The sequence below is a fragment of the Acinetobacter sp. DSM 11652 genome, from assembly GCF_900109815.1.
Taxonomy (GTDB): domain Bacteria; phylum Pseudomonadota; class Gammaproteobacteria; order Pseudomonadales; family Moraxellaceae; genus Acinetobacter.
In genome coordinates, this window is sequence record NZ_FOBK01000009.1 from 106,742 (window position 1) to 121,956 (window position 15,215).

Genomic DNA, 15,215 nt, shown 5'->3' on the forward strand with positions numbered 1-15,215 from the left:
CCAAATTTTTATACACAGTCATTTCTATCCAACTACTGATGCAGTTGGATCTATTAATCTTTGCCATAGCTTGCAAACGACCTTACGGGTATCGAGCCAATTCGCAGCACTCACTTGCATGGATTGATTTGCAAGGGCTAAACGATGACTCTCGGCACGTTCACGGAGATAAGCTTGAATCAATGCTGTCGCATCGGCGCTGGATAAGCAGCCAGTTTTTGCGGCATCCTCAAGGATTCGTACATTGTCGGAGTAATGGGCGAGATCAGGATTCGTCCCACTCCATGCTAATACTGCATACTGTGCCATAAATTCGATATCAACGATACCACCTGCATCCTGTTTTAAATGAAAAATTCCATCTTTTTTTTGCTCATTTGATGAGCCTAAATGGTCTTTCATTTTTTGACGCATTTTTAGCACTTCTGCTCTTACCGTTTCTTCATTTCGAGGCAAAGTTAAAATACGACAGCGTAATTCTTCAAACTTTTCTCTTAAGCTTTGCTCACCCGCTATACTACGTGCACGAACAATGGCTTGATGCTCCCAAAGCCATGCGTTTTTAAGTTGGTATTGCTCAAAAGCCTTAAGACTTGTGACGAGAAGCCCAGCTTCTCCTGAAGGACGCAATCGTGTATCAATCTCATACACACGACCATCTAAAGTTTGGGTTGTCATCAGCGACATGAGCTTTTGCCCAACACGCATCGCAAATTCAAAACCACTAATTGGTTTCAAGCCATCCGTATCTGCCTGTTCATCCATATAGTGAATAAACACTAAATCAAGGTCTGAACCATACCCAAGTTCGATACCGCCTAATTTCCCATACCCAATGACACTAAATGCCATATGATTTTGTGAACAACGTTGACCATCTGCATCTACTGGGTAACCATGTTTTTTGGCTGTAATTTGATATGCCAAATTCAAGGTCGCTTGAACTGAAACCTCAGCAATATCGGTGAGCGCATCAGACACACGCATCAGGGGACTTTCAGCCAATACATCACTGGCTGCTACAGTCAAAACATTCGATTTTTTGAATAAGCGCAATACGCGCATTTGATCTTCCACCTGATCTATTTCAATGCGCAGCAGCTGCTGTCTGAGTGAATCCTCCAAATCTTGGCGTTTAGGTAGCTCAAAATCCATCGATAAAAACTCATCGAGTAAAACTGGATAATGGGTTAACTCTTCACAAATCCATGGGCTTACAGTCGCCATTTTAACGAGTCGCTGTAATGCTCCTTTGCTTTCAATTAACATCACTAGATAGACTGTTCGCCGCATCACAGATTCAACCAGTGGCATCAGCCTTACCAAAGCGACTTGTGGATTATCCGATTCGAGAACAGCTTGAATCAGATGAGGCCAAAACTCTTTTAAACGATTAACTGCTTTAGCGGGTAATTTTTTTATGGCATGTCCATACCAAAATTCACGAACCAAATTTTTAGCAGACTCATCTAAAACTTCATTCAATTGCTGCTCTATTTGGCCAAAGCTTTCAACCAATGGATCTACTTCTTTTTCTTTAATTAAATGCTCAAACTGATAAGTTACTATAGCGCGCTTCTCATTGAGAACATTTAAGAAAGCATCCCAACTCTCAAATCCAAGTGTCTCTACGATGCGATTTCTTTGGTCAAGTTCTGTAGGCAGTGATTGCGTTTGTTGGTCGTTCAACGCTTGAATGGCATGTTCTACACGACGCAAGAATAAATAAGCATTTTCAAGCTCATCCACCACTTCAGGTTCAAGTAATCCAACACCCCCCAAATGATGTAGACTCACTAAACATTGACGGTCTTGTAGCTCAAGTTTTGAACCACCATAAATCAACTGGAAAACTTGAACGATAAACTCAACTTCACGAATACCACCTGCACCAAGTTTAATATCATCTTCAATATTTCTACGTTGAACTTCACGCTCAATCATCGCTTTCATTTCACGCATCGCTGCAAAAGCGGTGTAATCCACATAACGGCGGAATACAAAAGGTCGAGTCATTTCCAGAAGCTCATCCCCTTCCTTTCCTCCTGTAACAATACGCGCCTTTATCCATGCATAACGCTCCCACTCACGCCCATGTTGACTGAGATACTTTTCAAGTGCCGCATGACTGATTGCTAGTGCTGAACCATCACCCCATGGTCGCAATCGCATATCCACTCGGAATACAAATCCATCTGCGGTGATATGTTCCAACAAATAAATAATTTTTTGCCCCCAAAGGATGCAAAATTGCTGAACATCAATACATTTACGACCATTGGTTTCACCTTGCTCATCGAAGGCAAATATAAGATCAATATCACTGGATAAATTAAGTTCCTGAGCCCCCAATTTACCCATTGCAATCACGATAAGGTCTTGAAGCTTACCGTTATAGCCGATCGGCTCTCCATGTTTGGCTTGCAATGGACGATAAGCGAAGCTTTTGGCTGCATCAATACTGGCATCGGCAAAGTCTGAAAGCTCACGAGTCAATGTAATAACTGAAATGAGGCGGTTCGCATCCTGCCAAATCCACCGAAACATTAACCGTGCTCGCAAAATTCGAATTTTTTGCATCCATTCTTTTTCATCCTGAATGTCAGCAAGTTCTTTTTGTACAATGTGATAGATTTGTTCAGTACTTAAAAATTTATTAAATTGATCAGATGAATAATCTTGTTCTAATAATGTTTGATGTAAATTATAAACTTGTTCCGCGTATTGACTGGCTCTAAGAGTTTTTTGCAACTGATCAGCATTCATTTGAAAAAAAGCCTGAATAAATCTAAAACTCTTTTATATCAGTCCTTACGCAATTTGTGGACTATTTAGTTCACTTTTTCCAAAGATGTTTGATTACTCGTATTTGGGGTGGCAGGTAACGCTGCATGAGTGTCTGCTTCAGGTAATATGACTTTAAAAGTCGTACCTTGACCTTGTTGAGAACTGACACAAATTTCACCATGATTCAAATCAACAAATCTTTTACATAACACCAAACCTAAACCAGCACCTTTTTCACCAGATGTACCACGAATAGATACCTTCAAATCCGGTTGAAAAAGCTTCTCAATTTGCTGTGGTGTCATACCTAAACCTGTATCTCGAATGGCAATTTCGACACCTTGATCGCATTTTGATGCTTCGATATAAACTTTTCCAGTTCCATCCAAATGAGTAAACTTCAAAGCATTGGATACCAAGTTTTGAATCACTGATGTGATCATATTAATGTCGGCAAAGACTTTTAACTCTTGCGGCACACTTTCAATTAATTGAATATTTTTTTTCACAGCCAACGTGTTTAAAACATCAAAAACGATTTTTGTCACCTGTTTAAGCTCAAACTGAATAGGATGATAGACAAATCTCCCGCCTTCAGCCATTGCCCAATTTAATAGGCTTTCCAATAAGTTATAAGTCGATTGAGCGGTATCATGTAGATACTCAGCGATATTCTGTACACTGTCCTCATCCAAACTTTCACGTTCATTGGCCAATACATCAGAAAAACCTAATAAGCCATGAAATGGTGCGCGTAAATCGTGTGCAATGATTTGAAAGAATTTTGTTTTACTGAAATTAAGCGCCGATTGTTGTTCATATAATTCTTTGAGTTCCGCATAATCCGAATGAAGCTCTAATATACGAATTAAGCTCATTGAAAAATCATAAACCAGTTCTAAATTTTGATCATCAAAAGGTTGGTGCTGATTATCAAATAAAATCACTTGACCAATTGAAAAATCATCATTCACTTTTAAATCAATGGCTATAATTCGCTCGTGATCAACTCCGAGTTGATGAATATGTGCTGAAAAAGATGAATAATTAGGATGATCACGACTGATCGAAGTTTGACCCGCGAAATATGGTAATAATTTTGCTTTTTTATTGGCATTAAAAGCTTTAAATCCATTTGGAGAAGAATGCCACACATATGGTTCATCATGAAAAGCTAAGATTGCTGACTCCGCATTTAAAATGCCACGCGCAAATCTTAAAAAACTCTCAAGTTGATTTTTTGGCGTTGATACACCGAGTAAAAGAGACATTTTGCAGGCACTGAGCTGATCAGCTTGATCGACATCTATAAATTCTATTTTCATGTCTACATCCTGCCATGGAGTAAAGGGGAATAATGATCGATTACATTTTATTTTTTCATTTCACAGTAAAGAAATGAAACCTTATTTCATCAAGACTAATACATTCTCAAATATTAAGAAAGTGCATTTTTGAGGACTGAATATCTAGCTAAAGCATGAGTCGTACTTTATAAAACGTAAGCGTCTAGTGAAGATCGATTGAATAAACCATAACTATTTATTATTAAAATAAAATTTACTCAATCCTTATCTTATATTATTCATCAAATCTTCATTTGAAATTTTAAAATTCCTTAATTTATTTAAAACAAATAAAAAGGCCCTCAAGTCTGAATATGCTTGAAGGCCTTTAAGTATTTGGTCCGAGGGTCGGGATCAATATATTAATATATCCAATTGTTTTAACTAAATTTATTAAAATTAAAAAATTAAAAGGTACTCACTAAGGTACTCATTTTCAAAATTAGAAACCCTGCTATTACAATAACTTAAATAAAAAACAATCCTAAAATCTTAATAATTAAGCGTAGACACCAATTTAATAGCTTCTACTTTAAAGTCATCTAGATCATGAAAGTCAGGGTCAGGTAGCCTAGGAAAAAGTGCTTTTAACGCGTATTCACTACTTAGCCCAAACACATCCTCATCTAGCTTATAAACATGATAACTTAAATAAGAAGCAATCAGGGGTAATTGAGCAAGTAAGTCTTCAATACTCTCTGCACTGTAAAAATCCTCCTCCCCCTCTGAACTTCCAATTTTTCCGCTTGTAACATGGGCGTGGTAGTACAGCATATTATTTTCTATTTCTTCATCATCTATGCTGAGATTTACGAATAAAAAAGAATCCTTATCCTCATATACCACCCCAATCATATATGCATTGAAATTACTTAAAGTATTATTTTTATCAAGAATATAATCAAAAGCATCTTTTAACTTCATTATGTTTCCTTATCTAATAATATTGAATTACATGAAACTAAAAATCTAATTTTTTGATGGTGACAGCTTCTAAAGTATTGTAATTTAAGATCATAGTCTAGACTTTAAGGGTGTAATCATGGGGTATATTGTAAAGCTATTAGAATCAGGAAATTACTTTGTTGGTGATGAAGGAGAAATCGTGACTACTCCCTCTAGAGAAGAAGCAATTTCTGAAGGGCAATTCGATGAATATGAAGAAGCAAAAGAAACCGCAGAATATTGGTCTAGACAAATGGTACTAGGTGTAGATTACATCATTGAATCAGTCTAATGATCATGGAGTAGAGATGAAAGAGGAAGAATTAAGAAAACTTTATACAATTGAAGTTTTTTTGAAACATGGTGATCTACCTAAAACTATGCGTGATGATTGGACACCTAGTTTTGGACTTGAACAGGGCAAATATGGTATTAAAGATGACGATAAAGCTCATGCCTATATCAGCCTAAACGGCAAACTTAAAAAAAGTAAATGTGAGTTTTTTGAAGATAAAAATTTAGCTCAAAAATTCCTAAACCATGTAGAACCAAAATTGAAAAAGCTATATCCAAGCATCACAATCAACCTAAGAAATGTTAAATCAAGTGAATTAGATTACAGAAGAAAGAAAGCACTAGAGGAAGCTATTGCTAATAATCTTAAAATTCAAAAATCACTTTAATAAAATCTATGAAAATCAAAAGCCATCAGATAATATTATTGATACATAAGTACAAGTAACTTTAACTTGCAAACTTTTACAAATAGTTAAGTTCTTATTCTCAATAAATTTTGCTTTAACCCCGAGGGAAATATGAATTCTAAAGTTGAATCTATTGATCTAGAAGTGATCAGAGCAGATTTATTGAAAAAAGTTAACCTTTTACGTAAAAGAAAATATCCTTTTGCACCTATAAATGATTTGGCTGAACAGAATGGAATTTCTTCCTCAAACGGGTATGACTCACTCTTAAAAAAAATTCAGCAAATTACTAAAGGTGATGTAGTAACAATCCTTACTAACTTTCGAAAGGCTTTAACGCCTGAGGTAGTTAAACACTGTCTATATGCCAATAAAGCTATTTCTATCTATAAGCTACCTGATGATATGAACTTAAATGATTTAGAAAAATCTTTAAGTACACTAACTTCAAATTGCTCTATAGATGACAAATATTACTCAATCGAAGATGAAGATAAAGTAGAAAAAGATTTCATTGCTCGATTCCAACCTGATGATGATATGAGTATCTTCGTTTATCACGATCAACGCTCTTACGTTTTTCGTAGTAAAGAAGAGTCAGCTAACGTTATTGATTCTTTTAATAACGAACTAGATCCATTAGATGAAAATCAAGAAGTACTGGAGTTAATTAAAGTAATAAAAGTAACAATTCCTGCTTTTGATTTTGTTGTTTTAGACAAGAAGCTAAAAATTTTAGTTATTGGCTTTGACCTAGCATATGTATTCCCTAAAGCAATGATTAATAAAGCTTTAGATCAATTAGAAAATAAGATTAAAAAGATTAAAGGTCTTGAACATCTAAATAGGTTAAATTTTAGAAATGCAATTGAAAATATGGAAAATGAAACAGATGGAGTTGTTTTTGGACATGCTTTTTGCTCATCAGGCGGAACTTTCAATCATTTAGGTAAGACGTCCTCAAAAAGAGCAGATGTACGAAAGGATAGCTTTTTTACAAAAGGTTCGACAGGTGAAATTCTGGATTATTATGGAATTAGAAAACGCTATAATACAGGAAAAAGAGATTGTGCCGTGACTGTAGCATTATCTTATAGAGAATATAAAGCTTCCGCCTTAACCCCTATTTATATAGCTGTATTAGACTATATGCAGGAAGCTAATGATCTAAGACATTGCTGTAAAAAACTTCTAGATAATTCATAGATTATGAAGAATTTTATCCAGAGAGTTGATAGCTTTCTTGCTCTTCTAAAATTTAAAGATAGTGATAATATTAAAAAATATTCACATAATATTATTAGTTATGTTGAGACTTTAGATAATTTAGGAGATCAAGAATTTTTATTCTCTTTCTTATTTAAAGTTTCAGAAGCAACTGAAAATGATTTAGAAAACTTCAGTAATGCTGTTTATCTATTAGTTAATGAACAAGTTAATTTCTTCAATCAAAAGTTTCATTATCACAATGAATTAAATGATGACTGGGAACCTTACTCCGCAGAGCTATTTTCAAAGAACTTAATTAATAATATATTCATTCACCCTCAAAGTGGTGAAACTATTACTAAAACTGAATATTTAGAACTAGTTCAACCTTATTTCGTCGCATCTAATGAATTATTGGGAGAAAGTTTTGAATCTCAATAGTTTACCTATCAATGCAACTATGCTTGCCTTAAGAAATTCTATTACTAATTACGATGATTGGATAAAAGTTTTATATATGGATATAGATGAAGTCTACTCATCTTGTCTAGACAGTACTGAAATATTCCTCAAATTATCTGAGACAGAAATAAGCTCCATGATAGGTATGGGACTTAAAATGAGATTCTATAATGTACAAGTTGATTCAGATAAAAACGGTAATGCGGATTTAAGTGTTCAATCAGGTTCATTTTTATGGATAGGTGAAGCCAAGATTGTCAACAACAGTACAAAAACAGATTTTGAATATCTCCACGGCGGATTGAAGCAACTACTAACCCGTTATAGTAAAGGGCAAGGCAATGCTGTTAATGGCTCTCTTTTAATCTATCTTAAGCCAAATAGTAGGTTTACTAACGAAAATAATTTTATGAGTGACTGGATAAGTTATGTGCAAGAACATGAATCTTCATATGTGACTCACTATCAATGTACTCAGAAAAATACGAATAGCATTACTGACCATAAGCATCCCACTTCAGGTAATGATTATTCCGTAAGACACATGCCGCTTACACTTCATCACCTACCTGAAGATAGCAGTGGAAAAGATGCAAAAAAATATGCAGAAAGACGTAGCGTATATGAAAGTGCAAGTATTGGTCCAAGCAAGTAAACTTTACATTTGTACATATTAATATATAGATGATGTCATTCAGCTGTGGAGTGGTGTGGCAATTGTGTATAGAGTCTTAAAAAATGTCTAAATCTACAAATTTTGCTACAACACTTACCGTAATTTATTTAGCATTAATAGCCGTATGTATCGCTATATATCACTTACTTATTAAGTTTATTCCTAACCATGACTATCAGAGTCTTGCCGTAGACCTTCTTTCATGGTCTGCTACTTTATTTGCTACTATTGCCCTCCTCTATACATTTAATAGTTGGAAAGAGCAAAAAAGATACGAGCTTTCACATAGTATTAGTTCTGATATATACACTAAGTCCCAAAATTTCCGTTCAAATTTTACAAGTGTAATTATTGCAATTTATGCTATGCATGAAACGAAAGAAATTGATGAATCTGTAAAGAAGGTAGAACATCTTATTACTTCTTATTACGATGATTTATCAGAAAGCTTTACAAAACTTAATTATATTTTTAATGATAAAAATCTCACTGATAAGTTTATGAAACTATTAAAAAGTGTAGAGGCACTCATAGACTTAATAAACTTAGCTAAGATGGCTTGCTGTACTGATGATAATGAAAAAATTATCTATGAAAAAATTTATGATAATAAATTACAAGAAACATTTGATAACCAATATGCTCAAATCCAAACCCTTATAAATAATTTCACAGATAATGAAGATATATATAGAGAAGCCTTATTAAAGATTTCTCTATATAAACACGTTTAAATCATTAGATAATATTTTAGAAAAACCTTTAAATATTTTAAAAAAATGTAAAATTCCATTTTTTAATATGATCTAACTTTATTCTTCCAATTTTCGTACCAATTCATTACCTCTAAATAATCAAAGTAAACGGCTGACTGTCTATTGATGCCAGATTTCAGAGCTTTAGGAAAGCTTTTATCTTCTTTCTGTAATCTATTTAGTTTATCTCTACAGATGCCAAGCATTGAACTTACTTCTTTTGCAGTTAGTCGGAATTTTGGAACCCAAACGTGATTTAAATTATTATTTTCATTATTTAATAACATTATATTTTTCCCCTATTATTTTTTATTAGCAATTGCCTTATTTATTAATGTATCAATTTCTAGATTATATTTTTCTAAAAAATCTTTTCTCTTTCGATGAATTGTAGTTCTTGAATAAAAATCTAGAACCGTTCCATCAAGAACAAAGTTATAAAATTTCTGGTCAGCTTTATTTTTAATTGTGGAAACTTGTGCTGTACGTCTAAAATCAGGCATTTCCAATTTATTGAATTCATTATAAAATAATTTTTCCAAATAATTAATATCAAACCAATTATATCCAAATTTTAAATTCAACTCTTTTAACTTTCTTGAGTAAATCTTTATTTCTTTTCTAATCATGCGATTCGCTAATAAGGCTAGCTCTTTACTTATTAAGTTTTTTCTTTTATTAGAACTTAACTCATTTCCTTTATGATAAAAACCTAAAACCCAATGCTTAGAATTTTGTCCAAAATAAACACCATTTTGATATAGTGTTTTCTTTCTATAAGGATACCGACCACCATTTTTAATATTATTTAAATACTTGATAGAAATTTCTTTATCATCAAAAATCAGATCAAATTTAATATGAACACAATAAAGTTCAAATTTACCTTTTTTTATTTCATTTAACTGCGCATTAGTAGGTGAAATTAAATTCATTTTTTTAAGCACTAAGATTGTATCAGTTACTAAATTGACTACAGAGTGACTGCCATCTACATTTTGTCCATTTAACCATTTATATAAGTTACCTGAGATTCTTAATTTTGAACCTTTAGATTTAACTTTAATTGTCTGTCTAGTTTGAGATTCAATCATTTTAGATTTATATAATATTTTTTCTTGTTCAATATTCTGATTTTTATCAAAGAAAATATATCCACCTTCCGATAGCTCTAAAGGATTGTGATCTACATCTACAACAACAACAACATCTATCCAATCAACATCAAAACTTTTTTTATTTTTATTCATAATGTCTCCTATTATTTTTTTTATTATTAATTTTTAAATTATTTTAGGAAAAGAAATACCCCCGTGCATTATTTTTACACGAAAAATTTAAGATAAAATTAATTTAAGAAAATTCGAAATATATATTTATTTTTTTTATTATGCTACAAACGTAGTATTAATATTAAATATATGAGATATATTATACAATAATTTATTTTAAATGTCAACTTTTAAGCATTCTATAAGTCAGTAAGAGCCATAGTTTTTCAGTAAAAACACTTCTTTTTCATACTCCTTGAAGTCAAATAACACATGACCAAAATTTTTAAAATATTTTATATTATTATCATTATTTTTTAACAAAAACACTTTTGGAATTATTTGACTTAAATCATCTAAATTAATATTTTCAATTTTAGGGTAAATTAAACCAAATCCCACCCAGTACTCAACCGCATAAGATAAAACATCATTATTTTCACTTATATCTTCAGCCAAAATTGATTCAACATTTTGGTATTCCATTAAATCTTTAACTGAACACTTAACAACCCTACTATTCGCTAAGAAGAGCTTCATTCTTTTTCTCTTTTGATTTCAATTTTAGTAAATCCGCATATTCATGAGGTGTTATATACGGATTATTTTCAATATAGGTTAGCCAGTTACTCCATACATTCATAATTTTTCTACGTTCTTCTAAGTATTCTGCAATATGAGTATACGCTCCAACAGTATCATTCTTTTCTAGATGGCTCATTTGCTTTTCTAAAGCATCTCTTTGGAACAAACCCATTTCAGCTAAAGAAGATCTTGCTAAAGCCCTAAAACCATGTAAACAAATCTCTTCTTTGTCATATCCTATACGCTTTAAAGCATTATTAGGTGCTTCCCCACTCAAAAATTTATTTTTGTCATTTACACTTGGAAAAACGTGATTACAGTTACCACTATAAGTATAAATTTCTTTTAAGATTTCTATCACCTGTGGAGATAACGGCACAAGATGTTCTCTTCTTGATTTTGCCCCTCGATTCGAATACTTAATCCCTTCAATTAATTCTCTTCTAGCAGGTACACGCCACTGTTTCTTTTTAAAATCAATCTCAGTCCAACGTGCGTATCTAACTTCAGAAGAACGAAGAAATGTATGTAATACTAGTTTTAAACAACTCTTAGTTAGAAAATGTCCAGTATCTTTCTCAATCCCTTTTATAAGGTTTGGGATTTCATCTAGTGATTTAAAAGTAGCTCTATGTTTTTTGGGAGCAGATAAATCTAAAGTATCTTTCAAATCTCTAGCTATATTTGTTTCGATAAAACCATGCTGTAGTGCGTATGCATAGATTGATATCAAGTCTGCCCTGATTCTCTGTGCATGATCTGCTGACTTTTCATAGATTCTATTTAAAAGATTCATCAATTCTTTTAATGTAATTTTTTCAATCAGTTTATCTTGAAGGATTGGAAAAACATGAATCTCAAATTTTCTTAGTCTTTTATGCTTAGTTTCTTCATCTAATTCAGCTTTCTTTGCATAAACTTCTAACCAAGCAAGTGTGATTTTCTTAAATGTGTGCTGATTATCTTTTTTCTGATTTTGTAAATGCTTTTGTTCTTTTGGATCTAAACCTTCTGCAAGCATTGTTCTGTAAGCTGAACGATATTCTCTAGCTTTAGATAAACTTAGTTCAGGATAGGTTCCTAACGTCATTTTAGACACTTTATTGGCTATTTTATTTTTATATTTGAATTGCCAACTTTTCGTACCAGAGGGTCTAACAAGTAAAATTAGACCGTCACCATCATGCAATGGATATTCTTTATCTCTAGGTTTAGCAGAAGCACATTTAGTATCAGTAATGGGTTTAACTTTTTTCGCCATTCCAAATGAATACCTTTAACACATGAGGTACTCATTAAGGTACTCATTTGACATAGGTGTATCAAGGAATATAACGTGATATAACGATTGATAATTTAGATAAATGCAGGATTTACAAAGATATTTTATTATATTAATCCATATATCTTAAAAGATATGGTCCCGAGGGTCGGACTCGAACCGACACGTCATCTCTGACAGCGGATTTTGAGTCCGCCGCGTCTACCAATTTCACCACCTCGGGAAAGGTTGTGTTCGGTATAATATCGTTTTTCTTTTCTTTGTCAATGCAAAACCTGACTCAAGCGCCTATTTTTAAATCAATAGCATGCATTATGCTTTTTTAACCACCAAACTCAACTCGAACTGGGCAAAAAAAGCATATACTAATGCCAAAATTTTTGCTGATTCCATTTTTCTATTCTTATGCAACTTTCTGATTTTAGCTTTGAACTCCCAGACGAACTTATTGCCCGTTACCCTCTTGAAGAGCGAAGCGCTTCTCGCTTACTTCATCTTAAAGCCGATGGTCAATATGACGATCACCAATTTACCGATATTTTAGACCTGTTTAATGAAGGTGATTTATTAGTTCTCAATGATACTAAGGTAATGAAAGCTCGCTTGAAAGGTAAGCGTGCTTCGGGTGGTGCGATTGAGGTTCTGGTTGAAAGAATGCTTGATCAATTTATTGCTCATTGCCATATCAAAGCAAGTAACTCACCAAAACCAGGTGCTGAGCTTTTTGTCGGATCAGATGAGGTTAAAGTTACGGTTCAAGGGCGCCATGAAAATCTCTATGTGGTGGAATTTTCCAAACCAATCTTAGATGTATTGGATCAGTATGGTGCATTGCCTATTCCACCTTACTTCAACCGAGAAGCAGAAGATATTGATACTGTTCGTTATCAAACCGTATTTAATGATCCTACAAAAATTGCTAGCGTTGCTGCTCCAACGGCGTCTCTACATTTTGATGAACAACTATTAAAAAAACTTGAAGATAAAGGTGTAAACAAAACATTTGTCACCTTACATGTGGGTGCAGGTACCTTCTTACCAGTACGCACCACTGATATCGAAAATCACATCATGCACAGTGAATGGTGCCAAGTCAGCGATGAAGCTATGGCATTGATTAAGGCGACTAAAGATCGAGGCAATAAAGTGATTGCCGTCGGAACGACTGCAACACGCGCAACAGAAAGCGCGGCTCAAGCCAATGGTGGACAACTGAAGGGCTGGACTGGTGATACTCAGATTTTTATTTATCCTGGTTATGAATTTAAAGTGGTAGATCGTTTGATTACTAACTTCCACCTTCCAGAATCAACATTATTAATGCTTGTTTCAGCCCTGTCCAATCGTGATTATATTTTGAATGCGTATCAACATGCTGTAAAAGAGCGCTATCGTTTCTTTAGTTATGGTGACGCAATGTTGATTGACCAAGCAAAAGATTAGGATCTGATCTATGCCGATTGATTCTGTTCAGCAACTGCTTCACCTTCGCACCCGAAAGAACAAGCAAATTATGGCCAGTGTTGATCGGCTTTGGGCTCTTGGACGTTCTGCTCAACATTATGATGACATCCTGCAAGGATTACATCCATGGGGTTCGAATACCCAACTTTTTTTTCACAATGGCATACCTAAATTTTTAGTTACGCTTGCCATCATATTCATTGTTTTTTCGCTCTTTCCTATTTTTGACACATTAAAATGGATGGCATATAGCTCAGCGGCGATACTTATCCTGATTGCATATATAATTTATGAACCAAATAAACCTATTCATGAAGTGATTTCATTTCTTGAAGAGCGAATGATTGGTTTTAAATTCGGTATAGAAGCTTATTCAACGCCATCACACCTTGGAACAAATAGACATAACACCTTGATCATAAGTCAGCTAAGGCAAAAATTTCCTTTGTTTAACCAAGGTAACCATGCCAATGATATTTTAAAGTTTGCCTCCACCACGTGGAAAAACGCGCAAAATCAAGATTTTCCTGTTATGCTTTTTCATTACCGATTTATTGATGAAATCAATCTGCCTGAGCAAAACAAAACACCACAAAAATTAAAAAAAATTGAACGTCATCGTTGGGGCGTATTTGTATTTGATATATCACCACTAGGATTAGCGACAACCAGTAGAAAGAAAGGGTTCACAGCACCATATACAGAGCACTGGGAGAGCAGCGATTTAGAGCTACGTAAAAAAGTTCAGATTTACGGTACAGATCGCTTACAACTCGCAAAGATCATGACGCCATCAACCACACTCAAACTGATTGAATTTTATCGACTTCACCAGGGCGACTTAATTTTCCACCCTCATGACCAAATCATGTGCTATTTGGGAGAGCGCGATTTATTTGAAGTCACGCACAAGCTTGAAATCAAAGACATTAAAAATATATCCGCTTTGCGCGGTTACTTAAGAACATTAACCATGCCAAATTATCAACAACTCAAACAGAGCATGCTAAACTTAGTTGCATAATAACGATCATATTAGGTAATGCGTGTGGGCTTATTCATTTTTCTTTCCATCTTTGTTTTGATTATTGTTTGGGGAATATGGGTTCGAAATAATATCGTTCGATATTTGAATGCTTCTCAGCGTGCTTGGTCAGATGTCGCAAATTTTGAACGTCAGAAAATTAAAACATTAGAGCATCTTGAGCAAAATTTATCTCAATACACTGAGTTTGAAAAATCAACACTAGAAAATATCACAGCCTTACGCCAACAAATCCTAAATCTCAATACACAATCTACTGATGTAGCTCAGCTTCAGCATATTGAAGCGCTAAGTCAGTCGTTAATTAAAAGTTTAAATGTGGTTGTTGAGAATTATCCAGATCTCAAAGCTGATCAGCTTTACAACCAAATGATGCATGACATTCAAGAGCAAAATGAAAATGTCAGCGCTGCAATTTCAATATTCAATCGAAATGTCGAAGAGTTTAATAACTTGATTCAAATTTTTCCAAATAACTTAATCAACAGTATCAGCCTCGCAAAGAAACCTATTCGCCCATTTACAGATCATCAAGCTCAACAAAATTTTGATTATCGCCCTAATTTCAAATAAGGATTCCACCTTAAAAAGTGGCAATATCTTAGAGAATCACGTTGTTTATCCATTACGATTTATTCATATTAAGATACGCTAAAAACTGTATAGCTGGGCGAAAAATAAGCA

General features: G+C 33.8%; 16 protein-coding genes and 1 tRNA gene. 9 read left to right on the plus strand and 8 right to left on the minus strand.

Annotation, left to right across the window (positions count from 1 at the left end; all coding sequences use genetic code 11):
• Positions 1 to 24: 24 nt before the first annotated feature.
• The 3 genes from glnE to BMW42_RS10125 form a co-directional block, all read right to left on the minus strand.
• The gene (gene glnE / locus BMW42_RS10115) at positions 25 to 2,766 is read right to left on the minus strand and encodes a bifunctional [glutamate--ammonia ligase]-adenylyl-L-tyrosine phosphorylase/[glutamate--ammonia-ligase] adenylyltransferase (RefSeq protein ID WP_092767595.1); all 2,742 of its coding nucleotides are present in this window, start codon (positions 2,764 to 2,766) and stop codon (positions 25 to 27) included.
• A gap of 65 nt (positions 2,767 to 2,831) precedes the next feature.
• Positions 2,832 to 4,112: a sensor histidine kinase gene (locus BMW42_RS10120; protein WP_092767597.1), complete on the minus strand. Its 1,281-nt coding sequence runs from the start codon at positions 4,110 to 4,112 to the stop codon at positions 2,832 to 2,834.
• 513 nt (positions 4,113 to 4,625) lie between these two features.
• Positions 4,626 to 5,057, minus strand: coding sequence for a hypothetical protein (locus tag BMW42_RS10125; RefSeq protein WP_092767600.1), 432 nt, complete (start codon positions 5,055 to 5,057; stop codon positions 4,626 to 4,628).
• A gap of 118 nt (positions 5,058 to 5,175) precedes the next feature.
• Between BMW42_RS10125 and BMW42_RS10130 the strand changes: the two genes are divergently transcribed.
• From BMW42_RS10130 to BMW42_RS10155, 6 genes are all read left to right on the plus strand, one after another.
• On the plus strand, positions 5,176 to 5,370 hold the full coding sequence (locus BMW42_RS10130; RefSeq protein WP_058951649.1) for a hypothetical protein: 195 nt from the start codon (positions 5,176 to 5,178) through the stop codon (positions 5,368 to 5,370).
• Positions 5,371 to 5,386: 16 nt separating this feature from the next.
• Positions 5,387 to 5,761 carry a hypothetical protein gene (locus tag BMW42_RS10135; protein WP_058951648.1) on the plus strand — a complete coding sequence of 125 codons (375 nt, stop codon included), beginning with the start codon at positions 5,387 to 5,389 and terminating at the stop codon, positions 5,759 to 5,761.
• A 132-nt stretch (positions 5,762 to 5,893) separates the two neighbouring features.
• Positions 5,894 to 6,988, plus strand: coding sequence for a hypothetical protein (locus BMW42_RS10140; protein ID WP_092767603.1), 1,095 nt, complete (start codon positions 5,894 to 5,896; stop codon positions 6,986 to 6,988).
• A gap of 3 nt (positions 6,989 to 6,991) precedes the next feature.
• On the plus strand, positions 6,992 to 7,432 hold the full coding sequence (locus tag BMW42_RS10145; RefSeq protein WP_058951646.1) for a hypothetical protein: 441 nt from the start codon (positions 6,992 to 6,994) through the stop codon (positions 7,430 to 7,432).
• Positions 7,419 to 8,108 carry a hypothetical protein gene (locus BMW42_RS10150; protein ID WP_092767664.1) on the plus strand — a complete coding sequence of 230 codons (690 nt, stop codon included), beginning with the start codon at positions 7,419 to 7,421 and terminating at the stop codon, positions 8,106 to 8,108. Before BMW42_RS10145 ends, BMW42_RS10150 begins: the two co-directional genes overlap by 14 nt.
• Positions 8,109 to 8,191: 83 nt before the next feature.
• Positions 8,192 to 8,863: a hypothetical protein gene (locus BMW42_RS10155; protein ID WP_092767605.1), complete on the plus strand. Its 672-nt coding sequence runs from the start codon at positions 8,192 to 8,194 to the stop codon at positions 8,861 to 8,863.
• 62 nt (positions 8,864 to 8,925) lie between these two features.
• Here the strand turns inward: BMW42_RS10155 and BMW42_RS10160 are convergent, their stop codons facing one another.
• From BMW42_RS10160 to BMW42_RS10180, 5 genes are all read right to left on the minus strand, one after another.
• Complete coding sequence (locus tag BMW42_RS10160) at positions 8,926 to 9,171, minus strand: helix-turn-helix transcriptional regulator (protein WP_058951644.1); 246 nt, start codon at positions 9,169 to 9,171, stop codon at positions 8,926 to 8,928.
• Positions 9,172 to 9,186: 15 nt separating this feature from the next.
• A complete protein-coding gene (locus tag BMW42_RS10165; RefSeq protein ID WP_092767607.1) occupies positions 9,187 to 10,134 on the minus strand; it encodes a phage/plasmid replication protein, II/X family in 948 nt (315 codons plus the stop codon).
• Between the two features lie 228 nt (positions 10,135 to 10,362).
• Complete coding sequence (locus BMW42_RS10170) at positions 10,363 to 10,695, minus strand: hypothetical protein (protein ID WP_092767610.1); 333 nt, start codon at positions 10,693 to 10,695, stop codon at positions 10,363 to 10,365.
• Positions 10,673 to 12,001 (minus strand): tyrosine-type recombinase/integrase, encoded by a 1,329-nt coding sequence (locus BMW42_RS10175; protein WP_092767612.1) that lies wholly within the window; start codon positions 11,999 to 12,001, stop codon positions 10,673 to 10,675. Before BMW42_RS10175 ends, BMW42_RS10170 begins: the two co-directional genes overlap by 23 nt.
• Before the next feature lie 157 nt (positions 12,002 to 12,158).
• Positions 12,159 to 12,245 (minus strand) — tRNA-Leu (locus BMW42_RS10180).
• Between the two features lie 182 nt (positions 12,246 to 12,427).
• Here BMW42_RS10180 and queA point away from each other — a divergent pair.
• Genes queA through BMW42_RS10195 form a run of 3 tightly spaced genes read left to right on the plus strand, consistent with a single transcriptional unit; the run spans position 12,428 to position 15,104 of the window.
• Positions 12,428 to 13,465: a tRNA preQ1(34) S-adenosylmethionine ribosyltransferase-isomerase QueA gene (gene queA, locus BMW42_RS10185; protein WP_092767614.1), complete on the plus strand. Its 1,038-nt coding sequence runs from the start codon at positions 12,428 to 12,430 to the stop codon at positions 13,463 to 13,465.
• A gap of 10 nt (positions 13,466 to 13,475) precedes the next feature.
• Entirely contained in the window at positions 13,476 to 14,510 is a 1,035-nt protein-coding gene (locus BMW42_RS10190; protein WP_092767616.1) for a hypothetical protein, read from the plus strand.
• Positions 14,511 to 14,534: 24 nt separating this feature from the next.
• Positions 14,535 to 15,104, plus strand: coding sequence for a LemA family protein (locus BMW42_RS10195; RefSeq protein ID WP_228143115.1), 570 nt, complete (start codon positions 14,535 to 14,537; stop codon positions 15,102 to 15,104).
• Positions 15,105 to 15,215 lie beyond the last annotated feature (111 nt).

Bases quoted from the DNA above. Each gene is read 5' to 3' on its own strand.
- BMW42_RS10155 (WP_092767605.1), top strand. From the start codon at position 8,192: ATGTCTAAATCTACAAATTTTGCTACAACACTTACCGTAATTTATTTA.
- BMW42_RS10175 (WP_092767612.1), bottom strand. From the start codon at position 12,001: ATGGCGAAAAAAGTTAAACCCATTACTGATACTAAATGTGCTTCTGCT.
- BMW42_RS10190 (WP_092767616.1), top strand. From the start codon at position 13,476: ATGCCGATTGATTCTGTTCAGCAACTGCTTCACCTTCGCACCCGAAAG.
- BMW42_RS10135 (WP_058951648.1), top strand. From the start codon at position 5,387: ATGAAAGAGGAAGAATTAAGAAAACTTTATACAATTGAAGTTTTTTTG.
- BMW42_RS10160 (WP_058951644.1), bottom strand. From the start codon at position 9,171: ATGTTATTAAATAATGAAAATAATAATTTAAATCACGTTTGGGTTCCA.
- BMW42_RS10170 (WP_092767610.1), bottom strand. From the start codon at position 10,695: ATGAAGCTCTTCTTAGCGAATAGTAGGGTTGTTAAGTGTTCAGTTAAA.
- BMW42_RS10120 (WP_092767597.1), bottom strand. From the start codon at position 4,112: ATGAAAATAGAATTTATAGATGTCGATCAAGCTGATCAGCTCAGTGCC.
- BMW42_RS10140 (WP_092767603.1), top strand. From the start codon at position 5,894: ATGAATTCTAAAGTTGAATCTATTGATCTAGAAGTGATCAGAGCAGAT.
- BMW42_RS10130 (WP_058951649.1), top strand. From the start codon at position 5,176: ATGGGGTATATTGTAAAGCTATTAGAATCAGGAAATTACTTTGTTGGT.
- BMW42_RS10125 (WP_092767600.1), bottom strand. From the start codon at position 5,057: ATGAAGTTAAAAGATGCTTTTGATTATATTCTTGATAAAAATAATACT.
- BMW42_RS10145 (WP_058951646.1), top strand. From the start codon at position 6,992: ATGAAGAATTTTATCCAGAGAGTTGATAGCTTTCTTGCTCTTCTAAAA.
- BMW42_RS10165 (WP_092767607.1), bottom strand. From the start codon at position 10,134: ATGAATAAAAATAAAAAAAGTTTTGATGTTGATTGGATAGATGTTGTT.
- queA (WP_092767614.1), top strand. From the start codon at position 12,428: ATGCAACTTTCTGATTTTAGCTTTGAACTCCCAGACGAACTTATTGCC.
- glnE (WP_092767595.1), bottom strand. From the start codon at position 2,766: ATGAATGCTGATCAGTTGCAAAAAACTCTTAGAGCCAGTCAATACGCG.